Raw genomic sequence first — 14,051 nt, 5'->3', positions numbered from 1 at the left:
CTAGAAACATGAACGCAAGGAGAGCATGTGGCGGTAAAACATCTGACATTTGAAGAGGTTGTTTACATACATGATGTTCTCACCGAGGATTTCTCTAGCACGAGCGATCCATTATCTCCGCCAGGGATGAGGGAGGATGGGCGACTTTTACAATCGGCAATAGACCGGCAACATGTAGGCTTTGGCGAAAAGCTAAAGTATGAAGATTCATTAGATAATGCAGCCACCCTTTGCTTTGGTGTATGCAGAAACCACGGATTCCATAATGGAAACAAGAGGTGCGCTTTAGTAAGTCTCTTGTGTCATCTGGATAAAAATGGTTTTACCGTCAAGGGTGAGGTAGAGCAAGAAGAGCTTTATAAGCTTATGTTGCGCATAGCTTCACGCCATTTCGCACCTAAAATCGCGACAGCAGATTCGGCTGATGTAGAAGTTGCATCAATTAGTCGTTGGTTGAAATCGCGGACCCGTCGCACAGATAAGGCCGAACGAGTCATAACTTATCGTGAACTTCGAAAAATCCTTCGTCGATTCAACGTGGAGCTAGAAAATCCAAAGGGTAATTTTGTTGATGTTGTTAAATATGAATGGAAAAGGTCATTCCCAATCTTTGGGAAATTAGAATGGCGGGGTCGGCGTGTCGATCATATTGCCTATCCTCGTGATGGCGCGACGGTCGGTAAGAAAATAATTAGGTCGATCCGTGAGAAATGCAAGCTCGACCAAGATAACGGGTGCGATTCGGCAAACTTCTATGGAAATGATATAGCAGTAGATCAATTTATTCAGAAATACAAGCAAACACTAAAGAGGTTGGCGAAGATATGAGTGAACTTGGGCCTACTTATAAGGTAATAATGAATCGACGCTGGGATTTGGAGGATTTATATGTATTTCCTAATAAATTCAAGCAAGTCTATTCGCTGCTCTACTTTTATGGGGGGGGAGGCTCCCGCTAATCGGGCGAGTGTGCAGTATGCACTCCTAAACTACCCGTGGCGAGGTGGTTACTCGGTAGTAAATTTTTATAATTTAATGTCTTCGCGTACTCCAGTAGAGGCTAAGCCAGTAGTTGCACAGCTTCGTTACTCCTCTCCAGGGTGGATGGATTTAGCGTTAAATGTGCCTACAGCAATTGAGGTTGCTTTGCAGCTCGCAGCTGTAGTATCTGTACCAACCCTGATTGCGAATAGGGTTCGGGCGTTGTTGACCGCTATTCGAGCTATTAAGGAGGATGCCGAAAAGTACAAAGTAAGTCGTATGGCGCTTGCATTAGAGAACGCCGAAAAACTTAACGCGCTTTCTAACGAAGTTGCAAAGTCTATGGGCTTTGATAGTTTTCAAAAAGTGATTGAGGCATCTAGAGATCCGCTCGTAAGCTCAGCAATAATTTTAGCCCATAATCGTCGTATGGAAGAGCTTGCTAATTTTGTAAAGACCGGTAAAGCTTTTCTGCCACCTGTGGCCTACCCGATGACTCCAATGCCTCCAGCGCCGGTCCAGCCTATACCACAACTTCCATTGTCTCCATCATCTCCATCTGTGAGGCAGGAGTAGACAGAGCGTTCGGACGAAGAATCCCCTCCAAATCGACGTCTCCTAAATAGTTCGGTCCTGTAACTATGCCTAGTTTTCGGCTCTTAGTTTCTTTTTCGCCGAAGCGTTCTGGTAGTTTGATCTGGAATAGAGATCCATACAAGTTTTCGCGCTATTGGCTTGCAGAGGCAATTCGCTGCTGCATTTCAGTTAATTTATCTTTTGCTGATGCGGTCAGCGCTCTTGATGCGTAAAACAAGCGGTCCGTCAGGTCGTCTCCCAATCCTAATTGCCCGCCTTCACATGCTCCCTGATTTGCATGAAGCAATTCCAGCAAACCATGTAGGCCGCAGATGCAGTGATCAAGGTGCGCGCATTGCAGCGCAGTGCCAAAACTTATCGGCAGGTCCGACCAATGTATTCCGTTGCTACCTTCCGCGCTCTGCGCTTCTGAAAGCCTGCGAAAGAAGACATTTTCTCGAATACTGTCGGCATTGATCTGCATGTCATCGCGAAGGACATCTTCACCGTCCAACTGCGGAGATGCATTTTCCTTTGCGCTGCTGGATTTGGAACGAGACATAGCGGGCCCCTTTGATAATTGGAATCCGTCGCTACGCTGCTAAACGCAGGCGACGGACGGTACGCGGTTAGCAGACCGGCCCAAAGGCAACCGGCAGGCCCGAAGGCCTCCGCGCACCGCCCGCCATAGAACTGACAGACATGACCCAGCCGATGCGACAGGCATAAAAAAACGCCGGTCATCTACGGATGGGCGCTGGTGCGCCTTTGAATTTGCGAGCTGCTAAACCCGACCACAGGAGTGACTGCGGTAGTTCGATATTCCTTATGGCAAACAGGCTTGTCAAGCAACGAATGCTGGCCTCAATGATAACCACGTGCCTGCTCATCGGATTGGTACGCTCGTGTTCATCGCGAGCAATCGTGCGAGATGGCTACCGCGAGCGTTTCACCGGAATCTCGACCGTGTGCAGCTCGCCTAACAAGGCAGGATGATGTCATGCCACACGATGTGGATCATGATCAGAGACCTCACGAGAAGTGGCGACCGGAGGACATGCCCCAAGCACAATGGAGTTTTCACCGTTGTCTGAAGTGAGCTGTGATCATCATTGATGCTCAGTCGGTTGCTATGGATGGCGCCCACTATGCATGCGGCTGCATGGTCACCACGCGACTCCAGTCGCGTGTCTAATTGAATTCGTGTGTTGAAGCCGGCGGCCAGACGACGGGTCTTGCTGCCTCCGCCCTACCCGCGATAACCGCGCTGCTCAGCGAGCCTCCTACCCTGCCTGAGTGCCTGCTCTCCAGTGTTTCTGGCGGCTCGCCATTGCTACGTCGCGTATGAATACCTAGTAAGAGCCAAGCGCTAGAATTCCTCCTCAGCCAATTGGCCGCAAAAAGATCCAAACCCCTATGCAACGACATCCGGCCCTATATCCCAACGACGACAACGGCGACACCCTCTGGCACATTGCCCAGCAAGGGGTGGATCTATCCAAGCCACGCGAGATTGCGTTCTCCGTGGTCTTCCCCACGAAGGAGTCGGCACTGGAGTTCTCGGTGACGCTGCTGCGCTTCGAGCAGAAGGTGCGGTGCTGCCACTACCCGGACAACACGACGTTTCCGATGGACGTGACGGTGTATCCGACCATGATCCCAACGTACAAGGCTATTTCGGCGTTCGAGGAAGAGCTGGCAACCGAAGCCAAGCCGCTGGGTGGCTTGAATGACGGGTGGGAATTTTCCGTGGATGACAAGGACGTCTGACGCGCATGGCATGCACTCGCCTGCGATGCGTTCACTGCGCCGCTGAGAGCGGCGCAGTTTTTTACCGCATCGGTGCCTTACTGCGTCACCGCTGCGACTGCGGGACGCGGCGCAGCTGTGACACGTCGTAGCCCATGGCGGCGATACGTTGGACAGCCTGCTGGTAGTCGGCGTCGGACACCTGTGGGGTGCGCGCCATGTACCAGACGTAGTCGCGCTTGCTGCGCGCCACGATGGTCTGCGTGTAACCCGGATCCAGCCAGGCGATCACGTATTCGGCCTTGAATGGCCAGATGAATCGCATGCTCCACAGCGCCCCATTTCCTTCCTCTGCGACCTGGCCAACCGGATGCATCGACTTGAGCGGGGCCTGGAAGCTGCCCTTGCGGAAGGTGAAGGTGGTCTGGATGCGGCCATCGGATCGCAGCGCATAATTCTCTACTGCATCGTAGGCCGTGCGTTCGGGCCGGGTGGGAATATGCGCGATCACATACCAGTCGCCCATGAAGCGCGGCACGTCCACGCTGTCTGCACGGGGCAGCGCGGAGTGCGACTCGCTACCGCTTGCACTTCCGTAGACCGCAAGGGTGAGTAACAACAGCATCGACGTCTGGCGCATGGCAACCTCTCTCAAGAGACTCAGTGCATGGGCATACGTTGCGATGGTGCCTGTGGATGCAGCGTGCAATGCACAGTCGGCTGGCAGCCCCATGAGGCACAGGCAGTAGCGCACGGGATCCCCGCCATGTCACCACGGTGAAACCGCATCCTTCCCGTAAGGGTAAATGGTCGTGATCTTTCCATCGGCGTCATGCTCCAGCGGTGTCATCTTGATGTTGCGCAGATGCGTCTGCCCGCCCGACAACACGGCGTCGTGATAGAACAGATACCACTGGCCGTCAAAGGCACAGATGGAGTGATGCGTGGTCCAGCCAATCACTGGCGCGAGCAGCACGCCTTGATAGGTGAACGGGCCGTAGGGCGAGTCGCTGGTGGCGTAGCAGATCAGGTGGGTGTCGCCGGTGGAGTACGACAGGTAGTAGCGGCCGGCGTGATGATGGACCCAGGGGCCTTCGAAGAAGCGGCGGGCGCGGTCGTCGGCGCGTAGCGGGGTGCCGTGTTCGTCGAGGATCTGCACTTCGCGCGTGGGCTCGGCCAGTTGCCGCATGTCTTCGTGCAGGCGGCCGACGCGCGGGCCGAGTGCAGGCGCTGCGCCTTCGGGCTCTTGGTGGGTCTGCGCATAGACGTTGTCGCGGTAGTGCTGCAGCTGGCCACCCCAGATGCCGCCGAAATACAGGTAGTGCTCGCCATCGGCATCGCCGAACACGGCCGGGTCGATGGAGTAGGTGCCGGCGATCGGTTCGGGTTCCGCAGTGAACGGGCCTTGCGGGCCATCGCCGACCGCCACGCCGATCTGGAAGATGCCGTCGGCGCGCTTGGCGGGGAAATACAGATAGGTCTTGCCGCTGCGCTGCGCGGCATCCGGTGCCCACATCTGCCGTTGTGCCCAGGCCACGTCGCGCACGTGCAGCGCCTGGCCCAGATCCTCGACTGGCGCCTGCGGGTGGGCCATACGGAACACGTGGTAGTCCTCCATGCCGAAGTGCGAGCCGTCGTCGCTGAAGGCCACGCCGGCATCGATGTCGTGCGAGGGATAGATGTACAGCGCACCGTCGAAGACATGCGCGGAAGGATCGGCCGTGTAGAGATGGGTGACCAGCGGTGCGGAAATGGCGGTGCGCGCCAGGGCCTGCAGGGCGGCGGCTTGCAGTTCATCGGACATGCGCGTACCTGTGCATGAGGGGGAGGGAAGTCATTGGCCCGCAACCGCGAGTGCCGCCTGGCGGCGTGCGCCAAGCTCGCGTTCGATGCGCGATTCCAGTGCCTTGTCGATCTCGTACAAGGCCAGCAGCGCGGCGCCGAGTAGGAACGGGAGGGAAGCGTAGACGCTGATGGCCAAGCGAATGCCGCCGGTCACCGCAGCATCCTGCTGCGCCAGCGCGGCATCGTAGCCGTAGAACGCCAGGATGCCGGCGACCAGCGCGCCACCGACGCTTAGGCCGATCTTCAGGCCGCACAACATTGCCGAAAAGATGATCGCAGTAGCGCGGCGGTGGTTCTTCCACTCCGAGTAATCGGCCACGTCGGCGATCATCGCCCACAGCAACGGAATGGTGATGCCATAGAAAAAGCCGTGCAGCACGTAGGAGGCGAACACCAAGCCGATGGCGGTGGGCGGGTACACGTAGAACGCCAACAGAAACAGCGTGGACACCAGCAGCGCGCCGCCGAACACGTTGCGCTTGCCATGGCGATCGGCCAGGCGCTTGGAAAAGCCGATACCCACGATCATCGCCAGGATGCCGCCGGCACTGAACACGCTGAAGGCCGAGGTCGGCGCGTCCTGCGGCCACTGCAGCGCGGTCATGCCGGCACCTGTAAGCACGCTGTTGATGCCATCGATAAAGCGGTTGAAACCTGCGCCATCGAGAAACTGCGCCAGCGCGCCGGCGTCCAGGTAGTACTTGAAATAGTAGATGTACATCCCGCCCTTCATGGCGAGATTGACGAACACCAGGATGGTCAGCGCCAGCATCACCAGCCAGGGTTTGTTGCGGACCAGATCGGCCAGGTCCTGGCGCACGCTGCTGCGTTGCTCGCTGATCGGCAACACGCGCTCGCGGGTGGTGAGAAAGGTGATCAGGAAGCACAGCGTGCCGACCGCCGCGAACAACGCCATGGTGTTGCGAAAGCCCTGCGCCTTGTCGCCATTGCCCAGGATCAGCACCAGCGGCAGCAGCAATACCTGGATCACGAACTGCGCCAGGGTCACCGCCAGAAAGCGATACGCCGACAGGCTGTTGCGCTGCTCCATGCTGCCGGTGAGCACGCCGCTGAGCGCCGAGTACGGCAGGTTGTTGGCCACATACACCAGCATCAGCAAGGTGTAGGTTGCAAAGGCATAGGCGATCTTGCCCTGCTCGCCGAGCGAGGGCGTGTTGAAGGCGGCCAGCGAGAGCGCGCCGAACGGCAGCGCCGACCACAGGATCCACGGGCGGAACTTGCCCCAGCGCGTGCGCGTGCGGTCGGCCAGGATGCCGATCAGCGGAGTGAACACGAACGCGCCCAGCAGGCCGACCACGAAGATCAACGTGGCCGCTACACCGGCAGGAATACGGAACACATCGGTATAGAAGAACGCCAGGAACGTCACCAAGGTCTGGAAGATCAGGTTGGCGGCCAGGTCGCCCAGGCTGTAGCCGATTTTTTCGCGCAGGGAGAGTGGGGAGGACGCATCGTTCATGGGGTCTGGCAAGCTCGAAGGGTGCTGCGGAGAACGCCGCAGCGCGCGCCATCCCGCCGGTTGCAGGACACCTCCCTGACAATCGGCGGGCACAGCACTCAGAAGGTACCGCGGATGCCGAGCATGACGGTGCGGCCGGGCTCGTACAGATCGTAGGTCGCGTTGGGCCAGGCGTAAGTGGTGCGCAGCGGTTCGTCGGTGATGTTGGTGACGTTGAGGGTGAGCTGGGGCTTGGACGGCAGCCAGTCCAGCGCGTAGCTGGCCGACAGGTCCAGCTGGCCGCGCGCATCGGCGTTCAGACGCGCATAGGGAATGCCGTTCTGGTTGGCGCCGGAAATCACCATGTCGTCGTTCCAGGTGTAGGACAGGCGCACCGAGGCGGCGTTCTTCTCCCAATACACCGTACCGTTCCACAGGTTCGGTGCCACGCCCACCGCGACTGCCGGCACGCCTTCGCCCTCGGACTGCTGGTTGACGTGGGTGTAGTTGAGGCTGAAGCCCAGGCCGTCGACCAGCTTGTCCAGCGGCTGCACCCAGATGGCCTCGGTGCCGCGGATATTGAGGACGCCGTCGGCGTTGACCTGGGTCTGGACGTCGACCGTCGCCACGTCCGGTCCGCCACGCTGCTGCAGGCCGGCCTGCTGGATCGGCAGCAGGCTGTCGTACGGCACGCCCAGCGCATTGAACGGAATGCGGCGCACGCCGTTGACGGTGAAGCCGCTGATGCGCTTGTTGAACAGGGTCAGGCCCACATAGCCCTCGCCGCCGGTGTACCACTCGCCGCCGAAGTCGACATTGGTGGACAGGTAGGGCGCCAGCTCGGGATTGCCCTGCGTGGCGGTCTGCGCGGAGGGGTCGCTGAAGTTGGTATTGGGCAACATCGCGCTCGGGTCCGGACGGGTGAGCGTGCGCGAGCTGGACAGGCGCAGCACCACGTTGTCGGCGACATCCCATGCCACATTGAACGAGGGCAGGGTCTCCTTGTAGTCCGATTCCAGGACCTGCCTGCTCCGAATGCCGTTGATGGTGACCGGCCCGGCGATGGTCTGGTCGGTCGTGACATAGCGCACGCCCGCATTGAAGCGCAAGGTGCGGTTCCACACTTCGGTTTCCGCATTCGTCTCGATGTAGAAACCGAGGTTTTTCTCACTGATGCCGCCGGTGGAGGCGCCGGTATTGGCCGAGTTGGATTCCGGCGCCGCATCGCGCAGCGGGTAATAGTTGGTGTCGCGCAGGAAGCGGTCGAAATCGGCGGTGATGAAGCCATCCGGGCCGGGCCTGAGATAGGTGGCCAGCACCGCGCTCGGTACGGCCGAGCCCGGGCCGCCGTTACAGACATTGCCGCCGCTGCCACGGCAGACCGCCCGTTCCCAGGCCACACTGTTGTCGAAGCCGCGGATGGTGCGCTCGGCCTGGTCGTAGGCCGCACCGAGCTTGATGTTGCGCTTGTCCTCGCCGAACTGCAGGTCGGCGCGCGCACCACGGGTTTGCGTCACGCGTTTTTCGTTCTGGATATTGACCCGGCCGCCGCTCCAGCCCCAGCCCAGGTTGGGGTCGTTGAGGTCTAGCGGGCTGCTGATGCTGGGACGGTCGCCGCCTTCGTTGCGATAGTCCACGGTGGTGAACGGCGAGGTCACCAGGATGCTTGGCGATTCGCGATCCAGCCAGCTGCGCGTGGCGTTGGCTTGAACGTTGAGCTTGATGTCCTGCTCGGCGCCGAACAGCAGTTCCGCACCGGGATTGACGCTCCAGAACTTGACGTTCTCGCGGTACGGGCGCGCCTCCAGAAAATACTGCGCATTGGCGAAGGTGGCGCTGGTGACCACGTTGTTCTGGTCCAGCTGCATGCCCAGCGGAATCATGTTGCCGTTGCGGCCGATCAGATTCATGCTGATCCGCTCGGTGGTGCGCTTGGCTTCGGAATACAGCGTGTCCAGGTAGAAATGCAGGCTGTCGGAGGGGCGCCATTCCAACGACATCACCGAGGCATCGCGGTTGCGATCGCCGCTCATGTACACGTCGCGGCCCAGCCGCGGGATCAGCGCATCGCTGATCTGGTCGATGCTCAGGCCCGGGTTGCGTGCCAGCAGCCAGGCCGCATCGATGGTGTCGCCGGTGGTCAGGCCGCTACCGGCGGTGGCCGGCACGCGATCGGGAATGCGCCAGTTGCCGCCACCGTTGACGTTGCAGACCGCCGGCTGGTTGGTGGCTGGTGTGCCTGCCGGCGGGGTGAGGCCGCATTGGGTATAGGTCAGGCCCGGGTTGGTCCAGCCCACGCTCTCGAAGCCGCGCACGCCCAGCTTGCTGCGCACCGAGGCCACCCCGAACAACGCACCGAAGGTGCCTTCTTCGTTGGTCCAGCTGCCCATGACCGCACCGCGCGGGGTGGTCTTCTCGCTGGTGCTGTTCCAGTCGGCCTGCGCCTGATAGGTGACGTGCACGCCGGGGCGATCGAACGGGCGTGCGCTGCGCATGTCCACCACACCGGAGACGCCGCCTTCGAGCATGCTGGCGGTGGGGGTCTTGCTGACGGTGAGCTGGGTGAAGAACTCGGTGGGGAACAGGTTCAGATCGACTTCGCGGTTCTGGTTCTGCGCATTCAGGCCGATCGAGGCGGTGGCGATGCTGGAGCCGTTGAGCGTGGTCTTGGTGAAGCTGGTACCCAGGCCGCGGATGGCGATGTTGAGGCCTTCGCCGTTGACGTCGCGCACCAGCTGCACGCCGGGGATACGGTTGAGCGACTCGGCGATGTTCATGTCCGGAAACTTGCCGATGTCTTCGGCGAACACAGTGTCGGCGAAACCGACCGAATCGCGCTTGGCATCGGTGGAAAACTGGATGCTGCGTCGGTAGCCGGAGACGGTGACCGTATCGAGCTGGGTCACCGCGTCGCCGTTGCCGGCCGGGTCCGTCGGCGGTGGCGCGGTGGCGGCGGCGTCGGTGGATTGGGCCCAGGCGACGCTGCTGGCCATGCCCAGCAGGATGGACCCCAACGCGCAGGACAACGCGGTTCGTGCGTAGCTGTTCTTCACCGTAATCCCCTTCCTTAACAGGTGAGCAGATGTCCTACGCATCGCCCCGGCGCAGGGAGTGCCGCTGCCAGCAGTCGGCGCGGCGATGGTGCGGTGGGGAAGAACAGGCGATCAGTGACGCTGGATGTTAGCGCTACCAAATTCGCAACATCACGCTGCAGGGCAGCATGGACGGGTGCGCCATGCGGGCCGCGTGCGAACGCCCGCGCCAGCCGCCCGCCGGAGAACGTGCGTGGCAGGCGCCGTGTTGCACTGCGCGATGGCTTTCGCCGGGCAGCGTGGTAATGGTAGCGCTATCACCCGTGGCGCAAGGCCACCCTCGTGCAGGTGCAGTGGTCGATGAAACCCTCCCAAGAACGCAGCAATCACGCGCACGGCCGGCATTGGCGCAATGCGCGCATCGCCCTCACCGCCGCCGGCGCAGCAGCGATGCGAACCGCGGCCGCCGCGCGGCCATGCGCATGAATGAGGCACCCAGGCCCGCGTTCGCCAGCACGCCGGTGGGGTTGGGTCGCGTGCGCTGGCGGGTATGCGCGCTGTTGCTGGCCGCCACCACCATCAACTATGTCGACCGCCAGGTGCTGGGCGTGCTGGCGCCGTTCCTGCAGGCCCAGATCGGCTGGAACGAGATCCAGTACGGCTACATCGTCACAGCGTTCCAGGCGGCCTACGCCCTGGGACTGTTGTGCAGCGGCGCGGTGATCGACCGCTTCGGCACCCGCATCGGCTATTCCCTGGCGATCGCGGTCTGGAGCCTGGCGGCGATGGGGCACGCGCTGGCCACCAGCGTGGTGGGCTTTGCGATTGCGCGGTTCTTCCTGGGGCTGGGCGAATCGGGCAATTTTCCCGCAGCGCTCAAGACGGTGGCCGAATGGTTTCCGCGCCGCGAGCGTGCGCTGGCCACCGGCATCTTCAATTCCGGCTCCAATATCGGTGCCATCGTCGCGCCATTGCTGGTACCGGTGGTCGCCACCGCCTGGGGATGGCAGGCGGCCTTCCTGTTCACCGGCGTGCTCAGCGCCACCTGGTTGCTGGTGTGGTGGGTCAGCTATCACCCGCCCGAGCAGCAACCCGGACTGTCGGCGGCGGAACTGGCGCATATCCGCAGCGATGCACACGAGCCGGCGCAACGGCGGCTGTCGTGGCTGCAGGTGTTGCGGCACCGCCAGGCCTGGGCGTTCGTGCTGGGCAAGTTCATCACCGATCCGATCTGGTGGTTCTTCCTGTTCTGGTTGCCGAAGTTCCTGCATGCCGAGTACGGCCTGAGCCTGTTGCAACTGGGCGCACCCTTGATCGTGATCTTCGTGCTTGCCGATGTGGGCAGCATTGCCGGCGGCTGGATCGCCGGGCGCTTCATCGCGCGCGGCTGGAGCGTCAATCGCGCACGCAAGAGCGCTATGCTGATCTGCGCGGTCTGCGTGGTGCCGATCGTGTTCGCCGCACGTGCGGACAATCTGTGGCTGGCGGTGGCGCTGATCGGATTGGCCACCGCCGCGCACCAGGGCTGGTCTGCCAATCTGTTTACGCTGCCCTCGGACATGTTTCCGCGGCATGCGGTGGCCACGGTGGTGGGCATCGGCGGATTCGCCGGTGCGGTGGGCGGCATGCTCATCGCCACGTTCATCGGATTTTTGCTACAGGCGACCGGGAGTTATGTGCCGGTGTTCCTGATGGCGGGCTCTGCGTATCTGCTGGCGCTGGCCCTCGTGCATCATCTGGTGCCGCGGCTGGAGCCGGCGCATCTGCCCGCGGCCACCATCGCGCCGCCATCTTCCTGAGGGACGCATCATGCATCTGCGCATCGTGAGAATGGGTCTGTTGCTTGCCGCAAGCCTCGCTTCGGTGGCGCATGCCGCGCCGCTGGCCGCCGGGGCCTCGAAGTTTCTCGGCAGTGCCTACAGTCCGCAGCAGACACCGGGATTTACACAGTACTGGAACAAGCTCACGCCGGAAAATGCCGGCAAGTGGGGCACGGTGGAGGCGGTGCGCGACCAGATGGACTGGAGCGCGCTGGACACGGCTTACCGGTTTGCCAAGGCCAACGGCATGCCGTTCCAGATGCATGTGATGGTATGGGGCAATCAGCAGCCGGAGTGGATCAAGACGCTGCCGCCGGCCGAACAACGCCGCGAGATCGAGCAGTGGTTCGCCGCCGTCGCGCAGCGCTACCCGGATATCGATCTGCTGGAAGTGGTCAACGAACCGCTCAACGACCCGCCCAGCAAGAACGACAGCGGCGGCGGCAATTATCTGCAGGCGCTGGGCGGTAATGGCGCCAGCGGATGGGAATGGGTGTTGCAGTCGTTTCGGCTGGCGCGCCAGCATTTCCCGCACGCAAAATTGTTGATCAACGACTACAGCATCACCAACAGCGCGCAGGCCACGCAACGGTATCTGCAGATCGTGCAGTTGCTGCAGCGCGAGCGGCTGGTGGATGCCATCGGTATCCAGGAGCATGCCTTCGAAACCACGCCCAACGTGGCGATGTCGGTGCACCGCGCCAACCTGGATGCCCTGGCGGCCACCGGCCTGCCGATCTACATCACCGAATTCGACCTGGATGGGCCCAGCGATGCGCAGCAGCTGGCCGACTACCAGCGCGTGTTTCCCATCTTCTGGGAGCACCCGGCGGTGCGCGGCATCACCCTGTGGGGATTCCGTCCCGGCCTGTGGCGCGACAAGGAGGCGGCGTATCTGATTCGCGCCGATGGCAGCGAGCGGCCCGCCCTGACCTGGTTGCGCAATTACGTGGCCACCCATCCCGGCACGCCCGCGCCATGATGCAGGTGGCCGGCAGAGTGTTTTCCGTCTTTCCCGATGCCCTGATTCCATGCCCATGCCTTCTCCCCTGACACTGCACGACGACCGGCTGTTACCCGCCGACCCTGGCACGCGGGCGATCGCGCGTCGTCTGTATGCGCAGATCGCCCGGCTGCCGATCATCAGCCCGCATGGCCACACCGACCCGGCCTGGTTTGCCAGCAACGCCGCATTCGCCAACGCCACCGAACTGCTGCTGGTGCCCGACCACTACGTGTTCCGCATGCTCTACAGCCAGGGTATCGATCTGGATGCGCTGGGCATTCCGCGTGCCGACGGCACGCGCGCGGCAGTGGACCCGCGTGCGGCCTGGCGTGTGTTCGCCAAGCATTTCGCACTGCTGCGCGGCACGCCTTCGGCGCTGTGGCTCAACCATGTCTTCCACGAAGTGTTCGATCTGCGCATCCGGCTGGACGCGGCCAGCGCCGATCACTATTACGACCACATCACCGCCGCGCTGCAGACTCCGGCATTCGCACCACGTGCCTTGTTCGAGCGCTTCAACATCGAGGTGATCGCCACCACCGAGTCGCCGCTGGATAGCTTGCAGCACCACGCCGCCATTGCCGACAGCGGATGGACCGGACGGGTGCTGACCGCCTACCGTCCGGACCCGGTGGTGGACCCGGAGCACGAGCAGTTCGCCGGCGCGCTGCAGCAATTCGGTGCACTGACCGGCGAGGATGTGCTGACCTGGCCCGGCTATCTGCGCGCGCATCGACAACGCCGCGCATTCTTTGCCGCGCACGGCGCCACCTCTACCGACCACGGCCATCCCAGCGCCGCCACCGCCGACCTGTCGCCGGGGCAGGCGCAACGCCTGTTCGAGACGGTGGTGCGCGGCGCTGCAACGCCGGAACAGGCCGAGCTGTTCCGCGCGCAGGTGCTGACCGAAATGGCCGGCATGAGCCTGGACGACGGATTGGTGATGCAGCTGCATCCGGGCTGCTTCCGCAATCACAACCAGCCGCTGTTCCAGCGCTACGGGCGCGACAAGGGTGCCGATATCCCGATGCGCACCGACTATGTGCATGCGCTCAAGCCCTTGCTGGATCGCCATGGCAACGACCCGCGGCTGCGCCTGATCGTGTTCACCCTGGATGAGACCAGCTACAGCCGCGAACTGGCGCCGCTTGCGGGGCATTACCCGGCACTGCTGCTGGGCCCGGCGTGGTGGTTCCACGATGCGCCCGACGGCATGTGGCGCTTTCGCGAGCAGACCCTGGCCAGTGCCGGCTTCTACAACACGGTGGGCTTCAACGACGATACGCGTGCATTCCTGTCGATTCCCGCCCGCCACGACGTGGCGCGGCGCGTGGACAGTGCATTCCTGGCCAAGCTGGTGGCCGAGCATCGGCTGGACGAGGACGAGGCTGCGGAGATCGCGGTGGACCTGGCCTATCGCCTGCCCAAGCAGGCCTACAAGCTGTGAGAGTGGGTCGGCGCAATGCGCGCGCGCATGCCACGACTGGCGCATTGCACGTGCAATGCGCCGAGGCACTGAGCCGATGACCCTAGCCGCCGCACAGCGCCACGCAGGCGCGGCCCAGGCACGTACGAACCCGTGC

General features: G+C 61.9%; 11 protein-coding genes. 6 read left to right on the top strand and 5 right to left on the bottom strand.

Annotation, left to right across the window (positions count from 1 at the left end):
- Window positions 1–27 precede the first annotated feature (27 nt).
- Both XcodCFBP4690_RS12790 and XcodCFBP4690_RS22435 read left to right on the top strand, forming a co-directional pair.
- Entirely contained in the window at window positions 28–828 is an 801-nt protein-coding gene (locus XcodCFBP4690_RS12790) for a type II toxin-antitoxin system death-on-curing family toxin (protein ID WP_104541293.1), read from the top strand.
- Window positions 829–1,104: 276 nt separating this feature from the next.
- A complete protein-coding gene (locus XcodCFBP4690_RS22435) occupies window positions 1,105–1,557 on the top strand; it encodes a hypothetical protein (RefSeq protein ID WP_167394601.1) in 453 nt (150 codons plus the stop codon).
- Between the two features lie 151 nt (window positions 1,558–1,708).
- On the opposite strand, the gene XcodCFBP4690_RS12785 is transcribed toward XcodCFBP4690_RS22435, so the two are convergent.
- Entirely contained in the window at window positions 1,709–2,119 is a 411-nt protein-coding gene (locus XcodCFBP4690_RS12785; protein WP_244183643.1) for a hypothetical protein, read from the bottom strand.
- Between the two features lie 854 nt (window positions 2,120–2,973).
- Here XcodCFBP4690_RS12785 and XcodCFBP4690_RS12780 point away from each other — a divergent pair.
- Window positions 2,974–3,327: a ribonuclease E inhibitor RraB gene (locus XcodCFBP4690_RS12780; protein ID WP_104541292.1), complete on the top strand. Its 354-nt coding sequence runs from the start codon at window positions 2,974–2,976 to the stop codon at window positions 3,325–3,327.
- A gap of 85 nt (window positions 3,328–3,412) precedes the next feature.
- On the opposite strand, the gene XcodCFBP4690_RS12775 is transcribed toward XcodCFBP4690_RS12780, so the two are convergent.
- The 4 genes from XcodCFBP4690_RS12775 to XcodCFBP4690_RS12760 all read right to left on the bottom strand — a co-directional run bounded on the left by XcodCFBP4690_RS12775 (window position 3,413) and on the right by XcodCFBP4690_RS12760 (window position 9,663).
- Window positions 3,413–3,946, bottom strand: coding sequence for a lipocalin family protein (locus tag XcodCFBP4690_RS12775; protein ID WP_104541291.1), 534 nt, complete (start codon window positions 3,944–3,946; stop codon window positions 3,413–3,415).
- 129 nt (window positions 3,947–4,075) lie between these two features.
- Window positions 4,076–5,110 (bottom strand): glycoside hydrolase family 43 protein, encoded by a 1,035-nt coding sequence (locus XcodCFBP4690_RS12770; RefSeq protein ID WP_104541290.1) that lies wholly within the window; start codon window positions 5,108–5,110, stop codon window positions 4,076–4,078.
- 30 nt (window positions 5,111–5,140) lie between these two features.
- Window positions 5,141–6,631 (bottom strand): MFS transporter, encoded by a 1,491-nt coding sequence (locus tag XcodCFBP4690_RS12765; protein ID WP_104541289.1) that lies wholly within the window; start codon window positions 6,629–6,631, stop codon window positions 5,141–5,143.
- Between the two features lie 98 nt (window positions 6,632–6,729).
- A complete protein-coding gene (locus tag XcodCFBP4690_RS12760) occupies window positions 6,730–9,663 on the bottom strand; it encodes a TonB-dependent receptor (protein WP_167394600.1) in 2,934 nt (977 codons plus the stop codon).
- A 461-nt stretch (window positions 9,664–10,124) separates the two neighbouring features.
- On the opposite strand from XcodCFBP4690_RS12760, the gene XcodCFBP4690_RS12755 reads away from it, so the two are divergent.
- The 3 genes from XcodCFBP4690_RS12755 to uxaC are packed head-to-tail and all read left to right on the top strand — an operon-like array spanning window position 10,125 to window position 13,915.
- The gene (locus XcodCFBP4690_RS12755) at window positions 10,125–11,441 is read left to right on the top strand and encodes an MFS transporter (protein ID WP_208622739.1); all 1,317 of its coding nucleotides are present in this window, start codon (window positions 10,125–10,127) and stop codon (window positions 11,439–11,441) included.
- A 10-nt stretch (window positions 11,442–11,451) separates the two neighbouring features.
- Window positions 11,452–12,444, top strand: a complete 993-nt coding sequence (locus XcodCFBP4690_RS12750; RefSeq protein ID WP_104541287.1) for an endo-1,4-beta-xylanase — start codon at window positions 11,452–11,454, stop codon at window positions 12,442–12,444.
- A gap of 55 nt (window positions 12,445–12,499) precedes the next feature.
- Complete coding sequence (gene uxaC, locus XcodCFBP4690_RS12745) at window positions 12,500–13,915, top strand: glucuronate isomerase (protein WP_104541286.1); 1,416 nt, start codon at window positions 12,500–12,502, stop codon at window positions 13,913–13,915.
- Window positions 13,916–14,051: the final 136 nt, after the last annotated feature.

It is taken from the genome of Xanthomonas codiaei, from assembly GCF_002939785.1.
GTDB classification, from domain to species: domain Bacteria; phylum Pseudomonadota; class Gammaproteobacteria; order Xanthomonadales; family Xanthomonadaceae; genus Xanthomonas; species Xanthomonas codiaei.
The sequence above is the reverse complement of the archived record's forward strand: the minus strand, read 5'-3'. Positions and strand labels throughout refer to the sequence as shown.